We start from the raw sequence: 20,504 nt of genomic DNA on the forward strand, positions 1-20,504 counted from the left end.
CGAAATGGACGAAAAAAAATCTTTATTATCCAACCTTTGGAGCAAAATTCATCTGGATTTTTGGTTGTTAATCGGTTTGTTGATGATTACCGGTTATGGCTTGATTGTGCTTTACAGTGCGTCCGGCGCCAATGAAGCCATGTTCCGCAGTCGAGTGGTTCAGGTGTTTTTAGGGTTTCTGGTGATGATAGTGATGGCACAATTTCCGCCGCGTTTTTATCAGCGTATCGCACCTTATTTGTTTATTGCCGGTATTGTATTATTGGTATTGGTGGATGCGGTAGGAACAACGAGTAAGGGGGCGCAGCGTTGGCTTGATCTCGGTGTCGTTCGCTTTCAACCGTCGGAGATTGTGAAATTAGCCGTACCTCTGATGGTTGCAGTTTATTTGGGTAACCGTCCTTTGCCGCCGACTTTGACCGATACTATGATTTCACTGGGGTTAATCGTTATTCCGACGCTATTGGTCGCTATTCAGCCGGACTTGGGAACGTCAATTTTAGTTAGTGCTTCGGGAATATTTGTGGTATTTTTAGCGGGCATGAGCTGGTGGTTGATTGGTATTGCTTTGGTCGGCGTGACTGCTTTTATTCCGGTAATGTGGTTTTATTTAATGCACGACTACCAACGGACCCGCGTGTTAACTCTGCTTGATCCGGAGAAAGATCCGTTGGGGGCGGGTTATCATATTTTACAATCAAAAATTGCTATCGGCTCAGGCGGGCTAATGGGTAAAGGTTGGATGTCGGGGACGCAATCCCAGCTGGAGTTTTTGCCGGAACCGCATACGGACTTTATTTTTGCCGTATTAAGCGAAGAACACGGATTAATGGGCGTCATCATTTTACTGGCGTTATATTTTTTCATTATTATTCGCGGTTTGATGATCGGTGTACAGGCACAAACGGCATTCGGGCGTATTTTAACCGGTGCGTTGACATTGATTTTCTTCGTCTATTTATTCGTTAACATCGGTATGGTGAGCGGTATTTTACCGGTTGTCGGCGTACCGTTGCCGATGATAAGTTACGGCGGTACGTCATTTGTGGCTATTATGGCCGGGTTCGGATTGATCATGTCGATCCACACCCATAAGCGTTCTCTCTATTCCCAAGGGAACTAATCGGTATTTTTTTACTCTTAGTTAACGAATTTTGTATTTATTCGTTGGCACTTAGGGCGACTTGAGAATTTAATTATGATGAAATTTAAGATTATTTTGACCGCACTTTTAGCGTTATTTTTGACCGGCTGTACTTCATCGGCTGAAGCGAGAAAAGTGGTGAAAAAACAACCGGTTCATCAATATCAAAGCATTAATCATGACGTTTATAAAGTCGGGGGAAAAACTTACTCGACGAAATCCGGTTCGGTAGCGCATTACAGCAAAAACGGGCGTGCGAGTTATTATCACAATAAATTTAACGGTCGCCGTACGGCAAGCGGAGAAGTGTATAATTCCCGTAAATATACGGCGGCGCACCGTAGTTTGCCTCTGGGGTCTTACGCTTTAGTGACGAATTTGCGGAATAACCGAAAAGTCGTGGTGAAAATTAATGACCGGGGACCTTATCACGGTTCCCGCATTATTGATTTATCCCGCGCTGCCGCCTCTGATTTAGGCATGATCCGTTCCGGCGTCGGAAATGTGAAGATCGAAAAACTACATATCGTTAAAAATTAGGATTGCAAATACAGAGATGTTATCAATAAGCTTTAAAAAAAGAAAAATTGCCTTAACGGCGGGATTAATGGCTGCGGCATTTGCTGCGTCAGCCGAAGATGTTCAATACGGCATTACTCCGCCGCAGTTAAACGCACAGACCTATATTTTAATGGATTATAATTCGGGGGCCGTTTTGGCGGCGTTCAATCCCGATCAGCGTCAGTATCCGGCGTCTTTAACCAAAATGATGACCAGTTACGCGGTGGGTGATGCGATGAAGCAGGGTAAAATTCACCCGAATGATCAAGTCACTATCGGTGAAAGTTCTTGGGGGAAAAATTTCCCGGGGTCTTCAAAAATGTTTTTGAATCTGAATCAACAGGTTTCGGTGGCGGATTTAAACCGCGGCGTCATTGTGGTGTCCGGTAACGATGCCTGCGTGGCGTTAGCGGAACATGTTTCGGGTTCCACCGAGCAATTCGTCGCATTGATGAATAAATATGTTCAACAATTCGGGTTGAAAAACACCAACTTTACTACACCGCACGGACTGGATGATCCGAATCAGTACTCTTCCGCACGGGATATGGCGTTAATCGGTATCCGCATTATTCACGATTTACCCGAAGAATATAAAATTTATGCAGAAAAAGATTTTACTTTCAACAAAATCAAACAGCCTAACCGGAACGGCTTGTTGTGGGATAAAAGCATGAATGTAGACGGTATGAAAACCGGTCATACCAGTCAGGCGGGTTATAACTTGGTCGCTTCTGCAACGAATGCCAATAATATGCGTTTGATTTCTGTGGTGATGGGGGTTCCGACTTATAAAGGCCGTGAGGTGGAAAGTAAAAAATTGTTGCAATGGGGCTTTAACAGCTTTGATACCTTCAAAACATTGGAAGCCGGCAAAGCCGTCGGCGAGCAGCCGGTTTATTACGGGGAAGACGGAGATGTGGCGGTCGGCGTATTGCAAGACGGTTTTATTACGGTGCCGAAAGGCCGTCAGGCGGATTTAAAAGCGCGTATGGAATTTACGACGAAATACTTGGAAGCGCCATTGGCGAAAGGTCAAACCGTAGGTAAGGTGATTTATAGTCTGGACGGTAAAGATATGGCGAAGCTGGATTTGCAGGTTATGAAAGATGTCGGCGAAGCCGGGTTTATCGGCAAAGGTTGGGACTGGTTGGTTTTAACGATAAAAAGTTTGTTTGACTAACCTTGAAATGCCTGTATCGGACACTATTTATCTTATATAAAAAATAAAGCAAAAAACGACCGCACTTTTTATGTAAAAGTGCGGTGATTTTTTTATCTGTTTCGAGGTGAATTTATGACGCAGAAAATGATTAACTTACAAGATATGCCACAAGCTAAACTGAAAGATTTATTACAGTTTCCATGCCCGTTCACATTTAAAGTCGTAGGTACGCATCGCGATGATTTGGTAGATGATGTGATTGCTGTGACGCAAATTCATGCAAAAGGCGATTACAGCCCGACGGAACAACGTAGTGCGAAAGGGACGTATAATTCCGTTTCGATTGAAATTTTAGCCGTAAATATTGAGCAGGTGGAAACGCTGTATGCCGAACTTGCCAAAATCGAAGGCGTGAGAATGGTGTTATAGCAGCAATGAATATCCCGTTGGTTGTCCGCCGGCTTGGCGTGCAGGATTATAATCAGGTTTGGCGGCAAATGCAGGATTTTACTGATCAGCGCAATGAAAATACGCCCGATGAAATCTGGTTGGTGCAGCATCCGCCCGTATTTACTCAAGGACAGGCCGGAAAGCCGGAACATTTGCTTAATCCGGGCGCTATTCCTGTGGTGCGGTCCGATCGCGGCGGACAGATTACTTATCACGGACCGGGCCAGCAAATTATGTATGTCCTAATCGATATTAAACGCGGCAAAGCTTATGGTCGAGATATAAGTGTGCGCCAATTGGTGAGCGCGCTTGAACAATCAGTTGTCAAAACCTTGGCCGGTTATGGTGTGAACGCTTACCCGAAAGCCGAAGCGCCGGGAGTCTACGTAAACACGGACGGACAAGAGAAGAAAATTTGTTCATTAGGATTGCGTATTCGCCACGGTTGTTCTTTTCACGGATTGGCACTGAATATTAATATGGATTTAACACCGTTTCACCACATCAATCCTTGCGGTTATGCCGGACTTGAAATGTGTCAGTTGGCGGATTTTGTTGAGAACGGCGAAGCGGACTGCGATGAGGTATCGCCTAAATTAGTTACACACTTTGCTGAAATTTTGGGGTATAATGCAACAAAATTTTAACATTTCAACTTTTTTTATAATTTAGGAAAATGTATGGGCACGCCATTTAAAATGGAACGCGGCGTGAAATATCGCGATGCCGCTAAAACTTCGATTATTAAAGTAACCAATATCGATCCCGATCGGGAATTATTGCAAAAACCCTCATGGATGAAGATCAAATTGCCTGCCAGTTCGGCAAAAATCGATAGCATTAAAAACGGAATGCGTCGTCACGGGTTGCATTCCGTATGCGAAGAAGCGTCATGTCCGAATTTACATGAATGCTTTAATCACGGTACGGCAACTTTCATGATTTTAGGGGCGATTTGTACCCGCCGTTGTCCGTTTTGCGATGTCGCACACGGAAAACCGTTACCGCCGGATCCCGAAGAACCTAGAAAATTGGCGGAAACTATTCAGGATATGAAACTTAAATATGTGGTGATTACATCCGTTGACCGTGACGATTTACCGGATCGCGGGGCAGGACATTTCGCCGATTGCGTGCGGGAAATCCGCGCGTTAAATCCGGAGATCAAAATTGAAATTTTAGTGCCGGATTTCCGCGGACGTATTGAATTGGCACTGGAGAAACTGAAAAATAATCCGCCGGATGTGTTTAACCATAACCTGGAAAATATTCCGCGTCTGTACCGTGAAATCCGTCCGGGAGCAGATTATGAATGGTCGCTGAAATTATTGCGTGAATTTAAAGCAATGTTCCCGCATATTCCGACTAAATCCGGTTTGATGGTAGGATTAGGCGAAAACAACGAAGAAATCCTGCAAGTTATGCGCGATCTCCGTACTAACGGAGTGACTATGCTGACGCTGGGGCAGTATTTGCAACCAAGCCGTTATCATTTACCGGTGGCGCGTTACGTTTCACCTGAAGAGTTTGACGAGTTTCGTGAAAAAGCCGCGGAAATGGGATTTGAACATGCCGCTTGCGGACCTTTTGTCCGTTCGTCTTATCATGCTGATCTGCAAGCAAGCGGCGGGCTGGTAAAATAATACCCCCTGATTGTAAAAAACGGAGAACTGAGGTTCTCCGTTTTTTTATTTGTTAATAACTTATTATAGTTATCTTTTTATATTTGTGACGGTAATCAAATTTTCGTTCTTATACCTATTGTTAGGTATTTGTAAGCTATTAATAACCTTAGAAAATACATGGTGTTAAGAAAACCTTGATCGAACGCAAGATTTTGTTAAATAGTCGTGAAAACCCTTACGGATTTTGTTATTTTTAGCCTCGAATAGTTTTCATTTTATTGATGTCGGACGAATGTAAATATGAATAATTTGCATTAATACAACATAAATAAAACCTAAAATTTGTATATACGAAATATAACCTTGGTTATTAATTTTTAATGGAGTGATTACCGTGAACATTCTCAAGAAAACACTATCATCTTTAACGATGATCGGTTTAGGTTTCGCAATGGTAAATTCGGCATCAGCGGAAGATTATCCAAAAACTACGCATGAAAAAACGCAACAATTGCAACAACCTTTACCGGAAACAGCGGCGAAACGAGCACCGACTCAAGCGGAATTAACGAAAGCCAATCCTGATTTGAAGATTGACGCCGTTAACGAAAAATTCGCAAAAGATTTTCCTCGCCAATACGAGACTTGGGCGAAAACTTCAGAACAAACGGAATTTCACCGTGAAGTCGAAGACGACCCTCGTATGATTGTAATGTGGGGCGGTTATGCGTTTGCTAAAGAATTCAATTCTCCTCGCGGTCACGTCTATTCTGTTACCGATGTGCGCAATATTCTACGTACCGGTGCACCGAAAGATGAAAACGATGGTCCTCAACCAATGGCTTGCTGGACCTGTAAAGGTCCCGATGTGCCGCGTTTAATCGCCGAATGGGGTGAAGAAGGTTACTTCAGCGGTAAATGGGCGAAAGCCGGTACGGAAATTGTTAACAGTATCGGTTGTGCGGACTGTCACGATACTCAGTCTCAAGAATTTAGAGACGGTAAACCGGCATTACGCGTCGCCCGACCTCATGTTTTACGTGCGTTGGACTCAGTGGGTAAAACCTTTGCGACTTCAGATCGTACCGATCAACGCGCAGCGGTTTGTGCTAACTGTCACGTAGAATATTATTTCGATAAAAGCACGGGCGCCAATAATGTAGTATTTCCATGGCATAAAGGTCATGACGTAGACAGTATGGAAAAATACTATGACGAAATCGAATTCTCCGACTGGACTCACTCCATGTCTAAAGCACCGATGCTGAAAGCTCAACACCCTGATTTCGAAACCTGGTCAATGGGTACGCACGGTAAAAACGGGGTAACCTGTATCGACTGTCACATGGCGAAAAAACAAGATAAAGACGGAAAAGTCTTTACGGATCACCAAGTAGTGGGTAATCCGGTTGTAGATAATTTCCAGAATACTTGTGCACGTTGTCATGATCAAAGTCAAGAAACTTTAGTGAAAACTGTTGAACAGCATAAAGCGGATGTTCGCGAAGTGATGATTAAACTTGAAGATCAAATCGTGAAATCGCACTTCGAAGCGAAAGCGGCGTGGGATGCAGGCGCGACTAAAGAAGAAATGAAAGATGCGTTGCAAGCAATTCGTCACGCGCAATGGCGCTGGGACTTCTCTGCTGCAAGTCACGGTATGCATATGCATGCACCGGATGTCGCATTGAAAATTATTGCCAGCGGTTTGGATCGTGCAGCGGATGCACGTGCTAAATTAGCAGTAATTTTAGCACAACATGGTGTTCAACAACCTATCAATTATCCTGATATATCAACAGCCGAAAAAGCGTGGAAAGTAATGGGTATTGATATCGAGAAAGAACGCAAAGATAAAGAAGAGTTCATCAAAACCGTTATTCCTGAGTGGAATAAAGAAGCAATTAAAAAAGGCCTGATTCTAACTCCACCTCCAACAACACCGGAAAAATAATGAAAAAAGCGACCGCACTTTGAACTTCGAAAAAAACGTTGAAGTGCGGTAACTTCAGTCAAAGGATTAAGGTAACGAAAATGAACTCTGTATTGAAAAAATTTGCAAAGCTCTCAGCCGTATTCGGGGTGATGCTATTTGTGACAACAGTTCAAGCCGAACAGGCGAAAACTGATGCCAAACAAGAGTCTCCGGTTGCGTCTTTCGAGCAAAAATTAGATAACGTGCGAGATCCCAATCATTACTGCGCACAATGTCATAATCTTGATGTCGCGAAAGAGCAGGCGGTTGGGACAAATCACGCAGGGAAATTCCATGGTGTGCATTTAACCAAAGAAAATCCTGCTACAGGTAAACCTATTACATGTGTAAGTTGTCACGGTAATATCAGTGAAAACCACCGTAGAGGCGTGAAAGACGTTATGCGTTTCGACGGCGATATTTTCAGTGATGAAAAACCGATGTACACAGCCGAAGAGCAAAACCAAGTGTGCTTCTCTTGCCACCAGCCGAAAGATCTACGTGAAAACTTCTGGGCGCATGATGTTCATGCCATGAAACTGCCGTGCGCCTCTTGTCATACGTTGCATCCTGAAAAAGAAGCAATGAAAGAAATCAAAACGAAAGAACGCGTAAAACTTTGTGTTGATTGTCACGGTGAACAACGTAAACGTAAAGAAGCCGCTCAACAAATGATGACCGAACAAAAGGATAAACAATGACAACTTGCTCACGCCGAAACTTTGTTTCTGGAATGGGGGCATTAATCCTTACGACGGGAACAACAGTTAGTTTAACGGCACAAGGTGAAAGCGAAAAGCAAGAAAAACCAAAACGCTATGCAATGGTGCATGACGAATCAGTCTGTATCGGTTGTACGGCGTGTATGGAAGCTTGTCGTGAAACCAATCAAGTGCCAGAAGGTGTTTCTCGTTTGGAAATTATCCGTAGCGAGCCTATCGGCGAATTTCCGAATCAGGAATATGAATTTTTCCGCCAGTCTTGTCAGCATTGTACTAATGCACCTTGTGTAGCGGTATGCCCTACAGGCGCATCTTACATTGATCCGACAACCGGTATTGTTGATGTAAATCGTGATCTTTGCGTCGGTTGCCAGTATTGTGTAGCGGTTTGTCCGTATCGTGTCCGTTTCATTCATCCTGTTCATAAAACAGCGGATAAATGTAACTTCTGCCGCGATACCAATCTGGCAAAAGGCAAGCAACCGGCTTGCGTAGAAGCTTGTCCGACCAAAGCGTTAACATTCGGCGATATGAACGACAGTAATAGTGCCGTTGCACGTAAAGTTCGTGAAAATCCGGTATATCGTACCAAAGTACAATTAGGTACCGAACCGAATTTGTATCATATTCCATTTGGCAAGGGGGAACATAGATAATGAATGAATATGTACCATTCCAAACCCCGAACCTTGTTTGGGATAGCACGATTGCCATTTATCTCTTTTTACTGGGAATTTCATCTGGCGCCGTGCAATTAGCGATCGCTTACCGTCGCAGTAATAAATTGGAAAAACCGAGTGAAAACTGGGTTATCCGGAGTGCGGCATTTTTAGGCACGATTCCGACTTTAGTCGGTTTAACCTTATTGATTTTCCACTTGGCTCGTCCTTGGACATTCTGGAAGTTAATGTTCAATTATCAATTTAATTCGGTAATGTCGATGGGGGTAATGTTATTCCAAGTCTATATGTTATTCATGGTGATTTGGATTGCGGTTATCTTCAAACAAGAAATTGACGCGTTAATAAAACGTTTTGCGCCAAAACTTCAGTTTGTGACCACTATCATTACAAAAATTGAATGGCTTTTCAGCATATCGGAAGTGATTCTATTTATCCTGGCTGCCGTGCTCGGAGCTTATACCGGTTTCTTGCTTTCCGCATTAATCAGTTATCCGATGCTGAATAACCCGGTCCTGCCGGCATTGTTCCTGGCATCCGGTACGTCGTCCGGTATCGCCGCAACATTCCTGTGTATTTTACTTGCCGGAAAAATTAAAGGTGACAGCCACGAAGTGCATTTTATCCATAAATTTGAAGTACCGATTATGGTGACCGAATTAGGTTTAATCGTGTGTTTCTTCGTCGGTTTGTATTTCGGCGGCGGTCAGAAAGTGGTTTCGCTATATAATGCGTTAACCGGATTTTGGGGGGCGGTTTTCTGGATCGGTGTTATGCTAATCGGTATTCTGATTCCGCTTGTTGCGAATTTATTTGCCAGCGATAAATTTAAATATAACGCTAAGTTTATTATTTTAGTGTCTGTTTTTGACCTGATCGGTGTTTTATGCTTACGTTATTTTATTTTATACGCAGGGCAATTAACCATCGCGTAGTAAAGTTTTTATAGTAAAATAAGGGCGTTTTATAACGCCCTTTTTTATGAATTCAAATAAACGAAACGACAGACTATAAGATTCATGTTACCCGAACTTGCTTTTTTGGCTCTTATAATAGCCACCCTCGCATTTGCTTTACTGGCGGTTTGCCCGACTATCGGCAAACCGCAATATGCGTGGAATCTCAGTTATGTTTCCACTGTTTTTACGACTGTTTCCATCGGTATTCTGGCGTACAGTTTCGCCGTTGACGATTTTTCGGTGGAATATGTCGCTGCGCATTCCAATTCCCAGTTGCCGACTTTTTTCAAAATTGCAGCGACTTGGGGCGGTCATGAAGGTTCTATGTTATTTTGGCTGTTTTCATTAAGCATTTGGGTGAGCCTGTTCGCTTTTTTCAGCCGTAAAATTGATCCTGTTATCGCCAGCCGGACTTTATCGGTTTTAGGATTACTTTGTTTAGGATTCGGTATTTTTATCGTTTTCTTTTCCAATCCGTTTATCCGTCAATTTCCGTTACCGCCGGAAGGGCGGGATCTTAATCCTATGTTGCAGGATATAGGACTTATTTTCCATCCGCCGTTGTTATACCTCGGTTATGTCGGATTTGCGGTGAATTTTGCTCTGACAATCGCCGCATTAATCAGCGGTCATGTAGATGCCGCCGTTGCACGCTGGATGCGTCCGTGGGCGTTAGTTTCTTGGTTTTTCTTAACCGTCGGTATCGTGCTCGGTGCCTGGTGGGCATATTATGAATTAGGCTGGGGCGGCTGGTGGTTCTGGGATCCGGTGGAAAACGCATCCTTAATGCCATGGCTGCTCGGGCTTGGATTATTACATAGTTTGATTGTTACGGAACAGCGAGGGGTATTCGGTTATTGGACTATTTTGTATTCTTTGCTTACTTTCGCATTTAGTTTACTGGGTACCTTTATCGTGCGTTCCGGCGTGTTAACCTCGGTACATGCTTTTGCTGTAGACGGCGAACGCGGCTCCGTATTATTGATTCTGTTTTTCCTCATCACCGTCAGTTCGCTGACGCTGTTTGCCGTGAAAACCAATTTGCGTCAGAGTGCGGTCAGATTTTCTTTTGTTTCCAAAGAAACCTTGATTTTACTGGCGAATATTTTATTTGCCGTTGCGATGATCAGTGTTTTTATCGGGACATTTTATCCTATGTTGTTCACCGCCATGGGATGGGGTTCCATTTCTGTGGGAGCGCCGTATTTTAACAGTATTTTCTTGCCGTTAATCGTCATTCTGTTAATTGCCATGGTGGTTGTCTTGGCAACAAAATGGCAAAAAGTCGACCGCGTTTTTTTGTTTAAACGACTGGCTTGCCTGTTACCGTCGGTGATTGTCGCTTATGCGCTGATTCGGCATACTGTGCTGCAAGAACCGAGTTTGAAATTTAATCCGACGGCTTTCGCTTTGCTGAGCCTTGCCGTTTGGCTGTTTACCGCTACTATTTGGACTGATTGGCGGGCGATGACAATGAAACGTGCGGGCATGGTGTTGGCGCACTGCGGTGTTGCGGTGACGACAATCGGCGCCGTGATGTCCGGGTATTTCGGTTCCGAGTTCGGCGTACGTTTGGCACCGGGGCAAAGCCAGCAACTGAACGGTTATGATTTCCGTTATTTTGGGTTCACTAATGAAATCGGCCCTAATTATACCAGCGAAAAAGCCCATTTCGAGGTAGTAAAAAACGGTGAAATTCTGACCGCACTTTATCCCGAGCGTCGCTATTACGACGTACGTACGATGAATATGTCCGAAGTGGGAATTAATTGGGGCTTGCTCGGCGATATTTATATTGTTATGGGTGACAAATTAACCTACGAAAGCGGTAATAGCGGAGAATTTACTTTTCGTCTGCATTACAAACCTTTCGTCGGCTGGCTCTGGTTAGGCGGCATGCTAATGGCTATCGGTGCGTTATGCGCGGCATTAAGCCTGAAAAGAAACGGCGGGAAGAAAGAGTAAAAAGAGTAAAAAGAAATGGTGCCGACTATCAGAATCGAACTGACGACCTACTGATTACGAATCAGTTGCTCTACCGACTGAGCTAAGTCGGCACGAAAGAACGTCGTTTATTATATGAGTTTTTGCAGGGCGGAGTAACCCTTTTTTCGAAAAAATGTGAATTATGAAGAAAAAAATTATTTTATTTTTGCCTTTGGTCGTGATTTTAACCATTTGCGCCTTGTTATTCGTCGGTTTACGGCAGGATCCGAAAAAAATCGCTTCGGCACTGATTGATAAACCCGTACCGGAATTTTTTCAGGCGGATTTACAGCATCCCGAACAAATCGTCAGCAATAAAAGTCTGCCGAAAACGGCGCATTTAATCAATATTTGGGGGAGCTGGTGTTATTATTGTAAACAGGAACATGCGTTATTGCTGGAACTGGCAAAGCAAGGCGTACAAATTGTGGGACTGAATTACCGCGATAAACGACAGAATGCGCTGGAATATTTGCAACATTCGGGCAATCCGTTTCTGTTTAATATTGATGACAGTCGCGGCAAACTGGCGATGCAACTGGGAGTGGACGGTGCGCCGGAAACCTATGTGGTGGACAAATACGGCGTGATTCGTTACCGCCAATCTGGTGCGCTTGATCGCAAGATTATTGAAAAAGTATTGTTGCCTGAATTGGAAACATTGAAATGAGAATTTTGTTTTATTTGTTAATTTTTATGGTAAGCGCCGTCCGAGCCGAAATAGTGGATACCTATCGGTTCAAATCCGTTGAGGATCGCAACCGCGCGGTGGCATTGGCAAAATCTTTGCGCTGTCCGCAATGTCAGAATCAAAACTTGGTGGAATCCAATTCGCCTATCGCTTATGATTTGCGCCTTGAAGTGTATAAAATGATTGATGAAGGTAAAAGTAACGAACAAATTGTGGATGTCATGACATCGCGTTTCGGCAATTTCGTGCTGTATAAACCGCCTTTTCAACGGACGACGGCGTTATTGTGGGGATTGCCGGTACTGCTCTTGTTAACGGCATTGTACGCATTATGGCGTTATTCCCGGCAGCGGGCGAACATACCGCCGAAATCCACCGCGCTTTCGCCCGAACAAAAACGGACGTTGACGGATTTACTAGAGAAAAAATAATGATATTACCCGTAGGCATTTTTATTTTCGCTTTGCTCGCTATGTTGGTTTTTGTACCTTTCACGGCAAAAACCAACTGGCAGAAAAACTATCGTCAGCAGAAGAATATCGAACTGTATCAGACACAAATAGCGCATTGTCCTTCCGCCGAACTGGCGGATGAATTAAGTCAGCGTTTGCTTACCGATGAACAGGCATTGCAGGAAAGCGCGCCGCCGAAGACAAAAAGTGCGGTCAAAAACAGCTCGATTTTTTCCGCTTTTTTATGGCTGATATTAATTGGCGTTCCGCTTGCTTATTATTTTTCTCTGAACCGTTTTGATTATGTAAAACAAGGGGAACAAGCGTTTGCGGATAAGCAAAAACAACTGCAAACCGCTACTGCGGCGGAAAGAAATACGGATTATGTTACTTTCGTGCAAAATAAATTGCGCAAGGATCCCAATGATGCGGATGCCTGGATGGAATTAGGGCAGGCTTACGTGCTGAACAACGAATTCGACCATGCTCTGGCGGCCTACGGCAATGCGGAACGATTGCGCGGCAGTAAGCCCGAAATATTGGGTTTGGCGGCGACCGCACTTTATTATCAGGCGGGACAAAAAATTACGCCGAAAGTGCGACAGTTAATCGATGCGGCGTTACGGCAAGATAAGTATGAAACGGCCAGTTTGTCGTTGTTGGCGTCGGAGGCTTTTCTGAAAACCGATTATGAACAGGCAATCGGTTATTGGCAACAATTACTGGACAGCGGACGACAGGATGTGGATCGCCGCAAAATTATCGAAACCATGCAGATGGCGGCACAGCTACAGAAAGCAAAAAAATAATGAAATATTTCAATACGATAATTATCGGAGCCGGCGCGTCCGGCTTATTTTGTGCGGCACAAATCGGCAAACGGGGCAAAACCGTAGCAGTGCTGGACAACGGTAAAAAAATCGGACGCAAGATTCTGATGTCCGGCGGCGGCTTCTGTAATTTTACTAATCTGGATGTCACGCCGCAGCATTACCTTTCCCATAATCCGCATTTTGTAAAATCCGCCTTGGCGCGATTCAGTCAATGGGATTTTATTGCCATGGTGGCTGATGCGGGCATCGCTTATCACGAAAAGGAGAGCGGCCAGCTGTTTTGCGATAACGGCGCGGAAGATATTGTAGAAATGCTGACGCGTCAATGCGCACAAAGCGGTGTGTATATTGCATTGCGTCAGCAAATTGAATCCGTGGAAGCAAGTGAAGGCGAATCGGGTTCGGTTAAACATTCGGGGTTTATCATTCGTGCCAACGGACAATTGTGGCGATGCGACAATTTAGTCGTTGCCAGCGGCGGTCTGTCTATGCCGGGACTGGGTGCATCGCCTTTTGGTTATCGGCTGGCGGAACAGTTCGGCATGAGGGTATTGCCGCCGCGCGCCGGTTTGGTGCCGTTTACTTATCGCGAACCGGATAAATTTTTGACCGCACTTTCGGGTATTTCACTGCCGGTGGCGGTTACCGCACGAAACGGTCAACGTTTCGCTAACCGGTTATTGTTCACGCACCGCGGTATTTCTGGACCGGCGGTACTGCAGATTTCCAATTATTGGCAGCCGAACGAATCATTGACCATCGATTTGCTGCCGGCGGCGGATATTCATGATTTATTGCGGCGGGCTAAAGCCGATTCGCCGAAAATTCAACTGAAAACGCTGTTAAATCGCGTGTTGCCGAAAAAACTGGTGGAAATTTGGTTGGAACAGGGGCTGGTAAAAGACGAAACGGTGGCGAATATAAGCAAAGTGCGGTCGGAAAATCTGGCGGATTTGATTCATCACTGGCATTTTCAACCGAACGGTACGGAAGGTTATCGCACGGCGGAAGTTACCCTGGGCGGCGTCGATACCCGTGAAGTTTCTTCTAAGACAATGGAAAGCCTGAAAGTGAAAGGCCTGTATTTTATCGGCGAAGTCCTGGATGTCACCGGTTGGCTCGGCGGTTATAACTTTCAGTGGGCGTGGAGTTCCGCTTATGCCTGTGCGCAAAGTATTAATATGAATTGAATTCATGTTCATCATCAATAAAAAGACTGCGTCGAGACCGTGTTTTAGCTTGTTTTCGCGCAGTCTTTTGCTTATAGTGATATCGCTTGGAATAAAAATCAATATTAAGGAATTTAATAATGACAATTAAAACTTTACCGTTGCATGCGGATACCGTCGGTTCTTATTTACGTTCGGCACCGTTAAAAGCGGCACGAATTCAATTCGCCGCGGGCAAAATTTCACAGGCGGAATTGACCGCAATTGAGGATAGGGAAATCGAAAAACTGGTTCAGGCTCAGTTGGATGCAGGTATTCAGGTGATTACCGACGGCGAATACCGCCGTTCTTGGTGGCATATCGATTTTCTGGAAAATTTAAACGGTATAGAAGGATATGTGCCGGAGGAAGCTTATAATTTCCGCAGTGTCAGTGTACGACCGTATAATATCCGTTGTGCCGGTAAAATATCCTGGAATGACCATCATCCTTTTCTGGCGCATTTCAATTCGCTGCAGAAAATTGTGAACGGTCGCGGCATTGTTAAATTTACCATTCCGAGTCCGAATCAGTTAATGTATGACTATCAATTGAATACGTCGGTGTATCCGAATAAGGCCGCCATGATGAAAGATGTACAAAAGGCTTATCAGGATGCGATTAAAGCCTTTTATGCGGCCGGCTGTCGTTATTTACAGATTGACGACGTGTACTGGGGAACCTTGTGTAATAACAAAGATTTACCCTCATTTGCGGCGGATAAAGCGCAGGCACTGGAAAATATTCAGACGATTTTATCGGTGAAACCGGCGGATATGACCATTACCACTCATGTTTGCCGCGGCAACTATAAATCTTCTTACCTGTTAACCGGTGCTTACGATCCTATTGCCGATGCATTGTTTGCGCAAACCGATTACGACGGTTATTTTCTGGAATACGACGATGAGCGTTCCGGCGGGTTTGAACCGTTGAAATATTTTGCGGGCAATAAAGGACGGGTAGTGCTTGGTTTGGTCACGTCCAAACTCCCGGAACTGGAAGACAAGGAATTTATTAAATCGCGTATTCGCGAAGCGGCGCAATATGTACCGTTGGAACGGCTTTGTTTAAGTCCGCAATGCGGTTTCGCTTCAACCGAAGAAGGCAACATTCTGACGGAAGAACAGCAATGGGCGAAAGTCCGTTTTGTGGAAGAAATCGCCGAAGAAATTTGGGGCGAAGATTAATCCGGGACGGCAATAAGCAAAGCGCCGAATCCGGTCTTTGCTTTAAAATTGCGTATTTGTCGGTTTATTTACGGCGTAAAATCAAAAAGCGCAGATCGTAGGCGTTATTTTCATCCGCCGAGTGTCGTTCTTCATGTTCGATTTCCCATTCGTTCCAGTTTAACTCGGGGAAAAAGGTATCGCCTTCGATTTCCGCTTGGATTTGCGTCAGATAGAGCTTATCCGCTTTCGGCAAATATTGTTTGAACAGTTCCCCGCCGCCGATCAGCATAATTTCATCAAAATCTTGCACAAAATCAACCGCACTTTCCAGACTGTCTTTCCAAATGACGCCTTCATGTTCAAAAGGACGGCGTGACAACACAATATTCATCCGTTTCGGTAACGGACGTCCGATGCTTTCAAAGGTTTTGCGCCCCATAATTACCGGTTTGCCGGTGGTATTTCGGCGAAACCAGGCGAGATCGGCGGGCAAGTGCCAAGGCATTTGGTTGTCTTTCCCAATTACCTGATTTTTTGTGGCGGCGACGATAAGACTGAATAACATAATTTTCCTTCAAATTAGACGACCGGTTTTTGACGATAGAATAACAGACGAGGCAAGGCAAGTCCAAATACTAACGCACCGAGCAGGAAACCGGTTTTCACAAAGTTGTCCGTCATTTGCTGAAACAGCTCCGGCGAGGAACCGTAAGAATTGATTTGCACAATGGCAATCATCGCTTTGTAGGCGTAAATACCCGGAATCATGGGAATAATGGCGGCAACGGTGAAAACTTTCGGGTGTGCCAAATAACGTTGTGAAATCTGTACGCCGATAAAACCGATTAAGCCGGCGGCGAGAAAGGTCGCCAGCACCAATTGAACGTTAAAATACAGCAATAATGTTCGAAAACCGTGACCGAGCGCGCCTAACAATGCGCAGTAAATTAACGCCTTAGGCGGAACGTTAAATATCAGTGCGAAACCCACGGCGGGAATCGCCGCGAAAATCATGTCGTCCAGTAAATGTAAAATCAGATCCATGTCAGTTTCCCCATTGCGAAATATTAAGTACGTTTAAGGCGAGTACAATACCCATGCAGGCGCCGAACGTCAGCACCGTAGCCAGCGACCAGCGTGCCAGCCCCATGCTGATGTGCCCTTTCAGAATATCGGCGATAGAGTTCACTAACGGAAAGCCGGGGACCAACAATAATACGCTGGAAGCCAAGGCGATTTGCGGATTATTACCAAGGTCGAATTTGAGCGCCAGTCCCGAAATCAACGAAGCGACAAAAGCCGTGACGGCAAATACGATTAACGGATTAAAATGCCGTTTGCTGAATTCCTGGCGGACAAACATACCCAATGCCGAAGCCGCAAAGGTGATGGCAAAAATCGTCCGATCGCCGCCCGCCAAGTGAGCGAAACAGGCGCAGGATAAACCGATCATAAACACCACTATCCATCGATTATAATGTAACGGTTTGATTTGGTTCAGTTTTTCTTTCACCATATTGATATTATAGATTTTATGTTCGGCAGTAATAATAATGCGCTGTACTTCCGTAATCACCTGCATATTCAAGCCTTTGTCCAGCACCCGTCTGGTGGTGGTCAGACAATGTCCGTTCAGCAGGGTAGTGATGATTACCGCATTAGGCGTTAACGCGCATTCTACGCTGTCCACGCCCAATGCCGAACCGAGGCGCATCGTCATTTGCACCACTTGCGCACTTTCCAGCCCGTGCTGCAACTGCATGGCGGCGGCTTGTACGCACAAGCGCGTAATTTCCTGTTGTTTGGGCGAAATTCCCGTCATCATTGTTCTCCGTAAAAAATTTAATCAGGCGCATTATATGCTTATCTTCGAACGGATGAAAACGGATATTGCAGAAACATAGAACATCGGCAAAGTGCGGTCAGATTTTGCGTGATTTTTGTCCGGTTTAATGCTACTTTAACGCTTATTTTTTCTTCCTGGACCAACGTTTATGGCGCAGAATCGCAAAACTATTGTTGTTAAATTCGGCACGAGCACCTTAACTCAGGGCTCTAAAAAATTGAATCGCCCGCACATGATTTCCATCGTGCAGCAGATCACCCGTTTACATCAGGCGGGGTTTCGCATCGTAATCGTCACCTCCGGAGCGGTTGCGGCGGGGCGGGATTATCTGAATCATCCGCAACTGCCGCCGACTATCGCCTCAAAACAGTTACTTGCCGCCGTCGGACAAAGTCAGTTGATTCAAACCTGGGAACAACTTTTCGCCATTTACGATCTTCATATCGGACAAATTCTGCTGAGCCGTGCGGATATTGAAGATCGGGAACGTTTTCTGAATGCGCGCGACACTTTACAGGCGTTGCTGGATAACGGCATTATTCCCGTAATAAATGAAAACGATGCGGTGGCGACGGCAGAAATCAAAGTAGGCGATAACGATAATTTATCCGCATTGGCGGCAATTTTGGTGCAGGCGGATCAGCTTTATCTGTTGACCGATCAACAAGGACTGTTCGACAGCGATCCGCGTAACAATCCCGAGGCGAAATTGATTACCGTGGTGAATGAAATTACCGATCACATTCGCGCTATTGCGGGCGGCAGCGGTACAACGCTCGGCACCGGCGGAATGTCCACTAAAATCAGTGCGGCGGATGTCGCCACCCGTTCCGGCATTGAAACCGTTATTGCGCCCGGCAACCGTCCGGATGTGATTACGGATTTAGCGCACGGAAAATCTATCGGCACCAAATTCACTGTGGCGCCGGAACATCTGGAAAGCCGGAAACAATGGTTATTCGCCGCACCGTCGGCGGGGGTGGTGATCATTGATGAGGGGGCGGAAAAAGCCGTATTAAGCCGGCACAAATCCTTGTTGCCGGCGGGAATCGTACATGTCGAAGGGCGTTTTTCCCGCGGTGAAGTGGTGAAAATCCGTACTGTCGGCGGCAAGGACATTGCACTCGGCATGCCGCGTTATAACAGCGATGCGCTGGCGCTGATTAAAGGTAAAAAATCCTGCGAGATTGAAGAAATTTTAGGTTATGAATACGGCGCGGTGGCGGTTCATCGTGATGATATGATTGTAAAAAAATAACGGCAATCGGGACAAACAATTGTTTGGGAAATCATTAGGGCAATAAAAAATAAAAGTGCGGTCATTAAAAACGAAAGAATTTTTGACCGCACTTTTTAATTAACTTGTTGACATTAAAGGATATCCAATAACTCCACTTCAAACACTAATACGCTGAACGGCGGAATGGACGCGCCGGCGCCGCGTTCGCCGTAAGCCAGATTGTGAGGAATAGTCAAACGCCATTTTGAGCCCACCGGCATTAATTGTAACGCTTCGGTCCAACCGGCTATCACGCCGCTGACCGGAAATTCAGCCGGTGTGCCGCGTGCGACGGAACTGTCGAAAGCGGTACCGTCGGTTAACGTACCGGTGTAATGTACGCGAACGCTATCCTGTCGGCTTGGTTTGGCGCCGCTGCCTTCCGTGATGATTTCATATTGCAAGCCGCTTTCGGTAACGCTGACGCCGGCTTTTTTGGCGTTTTCCACTAAAAATGCGCGACCCTCTTCTTCGATTTTCTTGAATTGTGCCTGAGCCGCTTCCTGCGCCGCTTGTTGTAATTGCTGTAATGCTGCGGTGACGTCATTCAAATCCACTGCCGGCGGATTCTGATTCAACACGTCATAAATCCCTTTGGCGACGGCTTCGGCGGACACGCCTAAACCGCTGTCCGCAAGCTGCTGACCGATTTGTAAACCTACGCCGTAACCGCCTTTCTCAGCGACACTCTCTAATTTTACCGAATCAAAAATCGACATTGTTTTTCCTTCTTAGTTTTTAAAAGCCAATACTTCGCCGACTCGCGTTACGCTGTCGACCTCTAAATTTTCCGCTAATTTCACGCGGTCTTGCTGAAATAAATTGATCACGGTAGAACCTAACCGGAATGCGCCCATTTCCTGGCCTTTCGTCAATGTTACCGCTTGCTCGCCGTCGTAATTCCAGCTTTTTACATGAGTTAAGCGCGGCGGGTTAACCGTTCCCGCCCAAATGGTGCTGATGCTGGCGGTGATGGTCGCGCCCACCAGAATTTGCACCATTTTGCCGAATTCCGTATCGAACACGCAGATAACGCGCTCGTTACGGGCGAGTAAATTCGGTATATGTTCGTTTAAAAACGGGTTTACCGAAAATAAATCGCCCGGTACATAAATCATTTTGCGTAATGTGGCGTCGCACGGCATGTGAACGCGGTGATAATCGCGCGGTGATAAATAGGTGGTGACGAACTCACCGTTTTTAAAGGTTTCCGTTAATTCTTCGTCGTCCGCCAATAAATCGCGCAGGCTGAAACTGTGTCCTTTGGCTTGCAACAGGGTTTCGTCGAAAATATGTCCGCGCTGGCTGATTTTGCCGTCCGCCGGTTGGCAAAGTGCGGTGGGATTTTCATCGATTTTACGGGCATCGTCTTTTAACTTACGGATAAAAAATTCGTTAAAGGAAGCATAATCGCTGAAGTCTTCTTTTGCCGCTTCGCTCATATCGACGTCGTATTTTTTAGCAAACATTTTAATGGCGAAGTGGGTGACGGCGCCCCATTTTCGTTCGGCAAACCAGCCGGCGAATTGAGTGAGATATTTTTGCGGCATCACATATTGGAAGGCGATTTTCAGGCGTTTCCAATAACTTAAATCCAAGGTTTTATCTAATAAATTCATGGGCTTTCCCCCTTTTGCACGAAAATAATGCGGGATTATAACAATATCCGGCGGGAATGTCGCCTGTTGTCGGGGGAAATGATTCGGCGTAACCGATTGCCTGCCTTTTCCCACAAGAAAAGTGCGGTTAAATTTTT

The 20,504-nt window shown here is 45.4% G+C and carries 22 protein-coding genes and 1 tRNA gene; 17 read left to right on the forward strand and 6 right to left on the reverse strand.

Going from position 1 to position 20,504, the window contains the following annotated elements:
- Positions 1-4 precede the first annotated feature (4 nt).
- From rodA to nrfE, 11 genes are all read left to right on the forward strand, one after another.
- On the forward strand, positions 5-1,123 hold the full coding sequence (gene rodA / locus ASUC_RS03620) for a rod shape-determining protein RodA (RefSeq protein ID WP_012072451.1): 1,119 nt from the start codon (positions 5-7) through the stop codon (positions 1,121-1,123).
- 75 nt (positions 1,124-1,198) lie between these two features.
- Positions 1,199-1,684 carry a septal ring lytic transglycosylase RlpA family protein gene (locus tag ASUC_RS03625; protein ID WP_012072452.1) on the forward strand — a complete coding sequence of 162 codons (486 nt, stop codon included), beginning with the start codon at positions 1,199-1,201 and terminating at the stop codon, positions 1,682-1,684.
- Positions 1,685-1,700: 16 nt separating this feature from the next.
- Positions 1,701-2,888: a serine hydrolase gene (locus tag ASUC_RS03630; protein ID WP_012072453.1), complete on the forward strand. Its 1,188-nt coding sequence runs from the start codon at positions 1,701-1,703 to the stop codon at positions 2,886-2,888.
- 114 nt (positions 2,889-3,002) lie between these two features.
- Positions 3,003-3,299: a DUF493 family protein YbeD gene (gene ybeD / locus ASUC_RS03635; RefSeq protein ID WP_012072454.1), complete on the forward strand. Its 297-nt coding sequence runs from the start codon at positions 3,003-3,005 to the stop codon at positions 3,297-3,299.
- 5 nt (positions 3,300-3,304) lie between these two features.
- The gene (gene lipB, locus ASUC_RS03640) at positions 3,305-3,967 is read left to right on the forward strand and encodes a lipoyl(octanoyl) transferase LipB (protein ID WP_012072455.1); all 663 of its coding nucleotides are present in this window, start codon (positions 3,305-3,307) and stop codon (positions 3,965-3,967) included.
- Positions 3,968-4,000: 33 nt separating this feature from the next.
- Positions 4,001-4,963, forward strand: coding sequence for a lipoyl synthase (lipA, locus tag ASUC_RS03645; protein ID WP_012072456.1), 963 nt, complete (start codon positions 4,001-4,003; stop codon positions 4,961-4,963).
- A 376-nt stretch (positions 4,964-5,339) separates the two neighbouring features.
- Positions 5,340-6,899, forward strand: a complete 1,560-nt coding sequence (nrfA, locus tag ASUC_RS03650; protein WP_404799668.1) for an ammonia-forming nitrite reductase cytochrome c552 subunit — start codon at positions 5,340-5,342, stop codon at positions 6,897-6,899.
- Positions 6,900-6,979: 80 nt separating this feature from the next.
- Positions 6,980-7,621: a cytochrome c nitrite reductase pentaheme subunit gene (gene nrfB / locus ASUC_RS03655; RefSeq protein WP_012072458.1), complete on the forward strand. Its 642-nt coding sequence runs from the start codon at positions 6,980-6,982 to the stop codon at positions 7,619-7,621.
- Positions 7,618-8,298, forward strand: coding sequence for a cytochrome c nitrite reductase Fe-S protein (gene nrfC, locus ASUC_RS03660; protein WP_012072459.1), 681 nt, complete (start codon positions 7,618-7,620; stop codon positions 8,296-8,298). Before nrfB ends, nrfC begins: the two co-directional genes overlap by 4 nt.
- A complete protein-coding gene (nrfD, locus tag ASUC_RS03665) occupies positions 8,298-9,257 on the forward strand; it encodes a cytochrome c nitrite reductase subunit NrfD (protein ID WP_012072460.1) in 960 nt (319 codons plus the stop codon). The genes nrfC and nrfD overlap by 1 nt, the downstream gene beginning before the upstream one ends.
- 84 nt (positions 9,258-9,341) lie before the next feature.
- The gene (gene nrfE, locus ASUC_RS03670) at positions 9,342-11,246 is read left to right on the forward strand and encodes a heme lyase NrfEFG subunit NrfE (RefSeq protein WP_012072461.1); all 1,905 of its coding nucleotides are present in this window, start codon (positions 9,342-9,344) and stop codon (positions 11,244-11,246) included.
- Between the two features lie 16 nt (positions 11,247-11,262).
- Here nrfE and ASUC_RS03675 read toward each other — a convergent pair.
- Positions 11,263-11,338: transfer RNA gene (locus ASUC_RS03675), tRNA-Thr, on the reverse strand.
- Positions 11,339-11,409: 71 nt separating this feature from the next.
- On the opposite strand from ASUC_RS03675, the gene ASUC_RS03680 reads away from it, so the two are divergent.
- From ASUC_RS03680 to ASUC_RS03700, 5 genes are all read left to right on the forward strand, one after another.
- The gene (locus tag ASUC_RS03680) at positions 11,410-11,937 is read left to right on the forward strand and encodes a DsbE family thiol:disulfide interchange protein (RefSeq protein ID WP_012072462.1); all 528 of its coding nucleotides are present in this window, start codon (positions 11,410-11,412) and stop codon (positions 11,935-11,937) included.
- Positions 11,934-12,389 (forward strand): heme lyase NrfEFG subunit NrfF, encoded by a 456-nt coding sequence (gene nrfF, locus ASUC_RS03685; protein WP_012072463.1) that lies wholly within the window; start codon positions 11,934-11,936, stop codon positions 12,387-12,389. Before ASUC_RS03680 ends, nrfF begins: the two co-directional genes overlap by 4 nt.
- On the forward strand, positions 12,389-13,219 hold the full coding sequence (locus ASUC_RS03690; protein WP_012072464.1) for a tetratricopeptide repeat protein: 831 nt from the start codon (positions 12,389-12,391) through the stop codon (positions 13,217-13,219). The genes nrfF and ASUC_RS03690 overlap by 1 nt, the downstream gene beginning before the upstream one ends.
- Positions 13,219-14,433 carry a BaiN/RdsA family NAD(P)/FAD-dependent oxidoreductase gene (locus tag ASUC_RS03695; RefSeq protein ID WP_012072465.1) on the forward strand — a complete coding sequence of 405 codons (1,215 nt, stop codon included), beginning with the start codon at positions 13,219-13,221 and terminating at the stop codon, positions 14,431-14,433. The genes ASUC_RS03690 and ASUC_RS03695 overlap by 1 nt, the downstream gene beginning before the upstream one ends.
- Positions 14,434-14,552: 119 nt before the next feature.
- Complete coding sequence (locus tag ASUC_RS03700) at positions 14,553-15,641, forward strand: 5-methyltetrahydropteroyltriglutamate--homocysteine S-methyltransferase (RefSeq protein ID WP_012072466.1); 1,089 nt, start codon at positions 14,553-14,555, stop codon at positions 15,639-15,641.
- A 64-nt stretch (positions 15,642-15,705) separates the two neighbouring features.
- On the opposite strand, the gene folA is transcribed toward ASUC_RS03700, so the two are convergent.
- The 3 genes from folA to ASUC_RS03715 are packed head-to-tail and all read right to left on the reverse strand — an operon-like array spanning position 15,706 to position 17,448.
- A complete protein-coding gene (folA, locus tag ASUC_RS03705; protein WP_012072467.1) occupies positions 15,706-16,188 on the reverse strand; it encodes a type 3 dihydrofolate reductase in 483 nt (160 codons plus the stop codon).
- A gap of 14 nt (positions 16,189-16,202) precedes the next feature.
- The gene (locus ASUC_RS03710; RefSeq protein WP_012072468.1) at positions 16,203-16,667 is read right to left on the reverse strand and encodes a threonine/serine exporter family protein; all 465 of its coding nucleotides are present in this window, start codon (positions 16,665-16,667) and stop codon (positions 16,203-16,205) included.
- Position 16,668: 1 nt separating this feature from the next.
- On the reverse strand, positions 16,669-17,448 hold the full coding sequence (locus ASUC_RS03715; RefSeq protein WP_012072469.1) for a threonine/serine exporter family protein: 780 nt from the start codon (positions 17,446-17,448) through the stop codon (positions 16,669-16,671).
- A gap of 169 nt (positions 17,449-17,617) precedes the next feature.
- Between ASUC_RS03715 and proB the strand changes: the two genes are divergently transcribed.
- The gene (gene proB, locus ASUC_RS03720) at positions 17,618-18,727 is read left to right on the forward strand and encodes a glutamate 5-kinase (protein WP_012072470.1); all 1,110 of its coding nucleotides are present in this window, start codon (positions 17,618-17,620) and stop codon (positions 18,725-18,727) included.
- 113 nt (positions 18,728-18,840) lie between these two features.
- On the opposite strand, the gene ASUC_RS03725 is transcribed toward proB, so the two are convergent.
- Together ASUC_RS03725 and asd are read right to left on the reverse strand one after the other, a co-directional pair.
- Complete coding sequence (locus ASUC_RS03725; protein WP_012072471.1) at positions 18,841-19,467, reverse strand: FKBP-type peptidyl-prolyl cis-trans isomerase; 627 nt, start codon at positions 19,465-19,467, stop codon at positions 18,841-18,843.
- Positions 19,468-19,479: 12 nt separating this feature from the next.
- The gene (asd, locus tag ASUC_RS03730; RefSeq protein WP_012072472.1) at positions 19,480-20,367 is read right to left on the reverse strand and encodes an archaetidylserine decarboxylase; all 888 of its coding nucleotides are present in this window, start codon (positions 20,365-20,367) and stop codon (positions 19,480-19,482) included.
- Positions 20,368-20,504: the final 137 nt, after the last annotated feature.

Origin of the sequence: Actinobacillus succinogenes 130Z, from assembly GCF_000017245.1 — a bacterium.
In the GTDB taxonomy this organism is placed as follows: Bacteria; Pseudomonadota; Gammaproteobacteria; order Enterobacterales; family Pasteurellaceae; genus Exercitatus; species Exercitatus succinogenes.